The organism is Tumidithrix elongata BACA0141, from assembly GCF_036349135.1.
Lineage (GTDB): Bacteria > Cyanobacteriota > Cyanobacteriia > Pseudanabaenales > Pseudanabaenaceae > Tumidithrix > Tumidithrix elongata.
Map to the genome: position 1 here is coordinate 1 of NZ_JAZBJZ010000209.1, position 3879 is coordinate 3879.

The 3879-nt window shown below is 45.7% G+C and carries 3 protein-coding genes and 1 pseudogene; 2 read left to right on the forward strand and 2 right to left on the reverse strand.

Annotation, left to right across the window (positions count from 1 at the left end; all coding sequences use genetic code 11):
* Positions 1-98: 98 nt before the first annotated feature.
* Positions 99-188, reverse strand: a pseudogene (locus V2H45_RS25795) (macrolide ABC transporter ATP-binding protein); the annotation flags it as partial.
* Positions 189-333: 145 nt separating this feature from the next.
* On the opposite strand from V2H45_RS25795, the gene V2H45_RS25250 reads away from it, so the two are divergent.
* Both V2H45_RS25250 and pap read left to right on the forward strand, forming a co-directional pair.
* A complete protein-coding gene (locus V2H45_RS25250) occupies positions 334-1215 on the forward strand; it encodes a pentapeptide repeat-containing protein (RefSeq protein WP_330486459.1) in 882 nt (293 codons plus the stop codon).
* Positions 1216-1574: 359 nt separating this feature from the next.
* On the forward strand, positions 1575-3053 hold the full coding sequence (gene pap / locus V2H45_RS25255) for a polyphosphate:AMP phosphotransferase (RefSeq protein ID WP_330486460.1): 1479 nt from the start codon (positions 1575-1577) through the stop codon (positions 3051-3053).
* Between the two features lies 1 nt (position 3054).
* Here the strand turns inward: pap and V2H45_RS25260 are convergent.
* The coding region (locus tag V2H45_RS25260; RefSeq protein WP_330486461.1) for an ankyrin repeat domain-containing protein at positions 3055-3879 on the reverse strand (825 nt) is incomplete at its 5' end.

The following is a 3879-nucleotide window of genomic DNA, read 5'->3' on the forward strand; positions in this document are numbered from 1 at the left end:
TCTCTCTTTTTATTTTCGTTTTTCGTCTCTGACTGATTTTTAGAGGTGCCCTATAAAGATTTGCTGATAATTGATACTGATTCTAGCCCAACTTATTTTTAATTTGTAGTAATTAGACCATCTTGCCCGCGAATAATACGTTTGGTTTGGGCAGCGATATCGGGTTCGTGTGTGACAATTACGATGGTATTGAGAGCATGTAGCGAGAGAAAGCACCATAGGGGGATATAAATCGCAACAATTGCGTGATGCGCATCACTAACCCTGTGGGCAGGATAAACGTATATTCATCGTAATCTCAGCATCGCATCTCTAGGATAGGAGCTTAATTGTATGGATTATCGCGATCGCAACCTAAATCATCAATCCTTTCAAAAGCAGGCATTAAGCAATGCAAATTTTAGTAGATCGGATTTGAGAGGCGCTAACTTTCAAGAGGCAAACCTAGAAGAGGCAAATTTCTCAGGGGTCAAAACAGGCAAGTCCGAGCAGTTTACATGGCAGCTTTTTCTACTGATTCTTTGTATATTTGTTAGCATGCTGCTGGGATTTATGTCTTGGGGAGTCAGTCACACCAGTTTCGGCTGTGGTGCAAGTCGATTCGATCCGAATATGTGGATTGTCAACCTGCCTGCTTGGATTGCCGCGTTTGCGACTGCGGGGGCGGCATCTAGGGGATGGATTTTTAGAATATATATGGGGGCAATCGTCTGCGCTGTTGCCATGAGTGTTATGCCCATGATTAATATGGTCATTCTTCCGATCTGGCTGCTAATAGCCCTTGTTTTAGCGATCGCTGGCATCTCAGCAGGTTACCGCTATGGTTCCGTGGCGATCGGCGGTGTTTGGATGGCTGTGGCAGTTTCCTCAGCTACTTCGGCTGCCTATAGTGTCATCAGCCTCAAATCGGTTTCTCAGGGTGTTGTCTATGGGATCCTAACGCTTTTGATTGCCGCTCTGGCAACCCATGCTTTTCATCGTCATTTTATGCGGGTCTGGCAAACAAGGCACACCTCATTCCGTGGCGCTAACCTGCAAGATGCGAAATTTCGCAATGCTTTAGTAGAAAATTGCGATTTTCGCGATGCTAATTTGGAGGGTGTTGATTGGGATGGAGCCGTTATCAAAAACTGTCAGTTTTCACCGACTTGGAAATCTGTAGAGATATGGCATCAAGAAGGATGGCAAGACATAGAATCGGCTTCTCTCAATTAGCTAGGCAGCAGTATGCATCCCGATCGCGAAGCGTTTCCAAAGGAAATAGGGAATCGCGACGTTTTTTGTGACTTTAAAAATCAGCACTGGTGTGAGCGAAAGCTTCTAATGAAGGAATGTTAAAAGCGGTTTTTAGACTTGTTTAAAGCGATAGAATAGTAATTTATAGACCAAGCCTATCTAATCCTTTTCAAACTAGTTAACGTGAATTTGGGTTAAGGACTTCGGAGCAAAGCAAGCCAACTTTTTGGAATTGAGGGGGGCTGGGGGGAGCCTTGGGATGTATAGCGTTTCAGGTTTTCTTATTCCGAACTGACGTTAATTTAGATATAGGATGCTTTAAGGAGCGTGTTCGTACCATGTTTGAATCTGCTGAAATCGGACATAAGCTGAGTAAAGAAGAGTATGACGCTCAAGAATCGATCTTGCGAATACAACTTTTAGAAATTCAAGAAGATCTAAAGCAGGCTCCCTTTCCTGTAATTATTTTAATTGGCGGCGTAGATGGGGCGGGTAAGGGGGAAAGCGTTAACCTGCTCCACGAGTGGATGGATCCGCACTACCTCCAAACCCATGCTTTTGGAGCAATGTCTGATGAAGAAAGAGAACGTCCTGAAGCTTGGCGTTTTTGGCGAGTTTTACCTCCCAAAGGACGGATCGGCATCTTTTTTGGGTCATGGTATACCCGCCCAATTGTCGATCGCGTCTATGGCAAGACCAGAAATATCGATCTTGATTTAGATCTGGTGCGGATTAATGCCTTTGAAAAAACCTTGGTAGATGAGGGGGCGTTGATTATCAAATTTTGGTTTCACCTCAGCAAAGAAACACAAGCGCTCCGATTGAATTCCTTGACAAAAGATCCGAAGACGCGTTGGCGGGTTACAGATACCGACTGGCAACACTTTAAGCTATACGATAAATTTCGCCGCATCTCAGAACGGGCGCTGCGAACTACGAGTACGGGGGAAGCGCCTTGGCTCGTAATCGAAGGAGCGGACAAGCGATATCGAAGCATCACGATGGGAAACTACATTCTCAACTCGATCTCGAAACGTCTCGCCGCAAGTAATGCACCTTCTGTAACCCCTCCTAACCCTTTCATAAAGATAGAGAATCCCTATACCATCCTCGATACGCTCAATCTTTCGCAAAGTCTAACGGAAGAGGATTACAAACAACAGTTAGAAAAATACCAAGGTCGATTAAATTTGCTTTACCGACAGGCAAAGGAATTGGGGCGATCGGTAATTTTAGTATTTGAGGGCTGGGATGCCGCTGGTAAGGGTGGCATCATTCGTCGCGTGACATCGGCCCTCGATGCCCGCGACTATCAGGTTATTCCCATTGCTGCGCCTAGCGATGAGGAACGTTCTCACCATTATCTCTGGCGTTTCTGGCGATATCTACCGCGTGTGGGGCGCGTCACCATCTTCGATCGCAGTTGGTATGGTCGCGTACTCGTAGAACGGGTCGAAGGGTTTGCCTCAGAATCAGCTTGGATGCGTGCCTATACGGAAATTGTCAATTTTGAGCAACAACTTCACGACCATGGTACTTTGGTACTCAAATTTTGGATTCATATCGATCCAGAGGAACAATTGCGTCGATTTCAGTTGAGACAGGCTACCCCTTACAAACACTTTAAAATCACTGCTGAAGACTTTCGCAATCGAGAAAAGTGGAACGAATATGAGCTAGCCGCGAATGACATGCTCGAACGTACAGGCACAGAGTTTGCGCCGTGGTACACCATCGAAGCCAATGACAAGAAGTTCGCAAGAATCAAGGTTGTTAAGACGTTGTGCGATCGCCTTAAAGCTTCTTTCAAAAAGTGAACTATTTTGCCCCTGCTTGCTTTAGCAAGTTGACCACATCAAGGTGCTGGTTTTGAGTCGCGATCGCTAAGGCTGTTCTGCTACCAAAAGACTTTGCATGAATATCTGCCCCATGCTCGATCAGAAGGCTAACAATTTTAGTATATCCATTACTCGCCGCATCATAGAGTGGGGTCGATCCCGCAACATAGTGGTTGGGATTTGCGCCACTTTCTAACAAGAGTTTAACTACAGCTACCTGATTTTCAGCGATCGCGTCATCAAGGGCAGTAAATCCTTCATCGGCAGAGAGATTGACCTTGGCTCCTTTGCGCAGGAAGAGTTGGACAATTTCAATATGTCCCTCCCTTGCTGCTGCCATCAGAGGATAACCCACCGTATAATCGCCGCCATTAACATTCGCTCCATAGGCTAGCAAAAGCTTGGCAATCCCAATGTGATTGGTGCTTGCTGCAATCATTAATGCCGTTTCACTATGTTCGTTCTGGGCATTGGGATTGGCTTTACGAAGTAGTGCAGTTTTCACAGCAGCGAGATCCCCTGCTCTAATTGCTTGCAACAAGATTTGATCTTGCTTTGAAATGATTACTTTGCTTGGGTTAGCTTGCTTAAGTGCAGATGCATTAGGCGATGGGTTGGTTGGAACTAGGTTCGGTGAGGCGCTAGAGAGATGGGGCAGAAGTGTTGCAGCGATCGCGATGCCTGCCACTGCCGAAAAGATTAACCTGAAGGGATTTGTAGTATTCATAGGACAGCTTGAAATACGGGAGCTTAAGAGCGTGTTTGAGAAGTTTAGGGTAGAAAAAAAGCCCCCAAAGTTATAGGT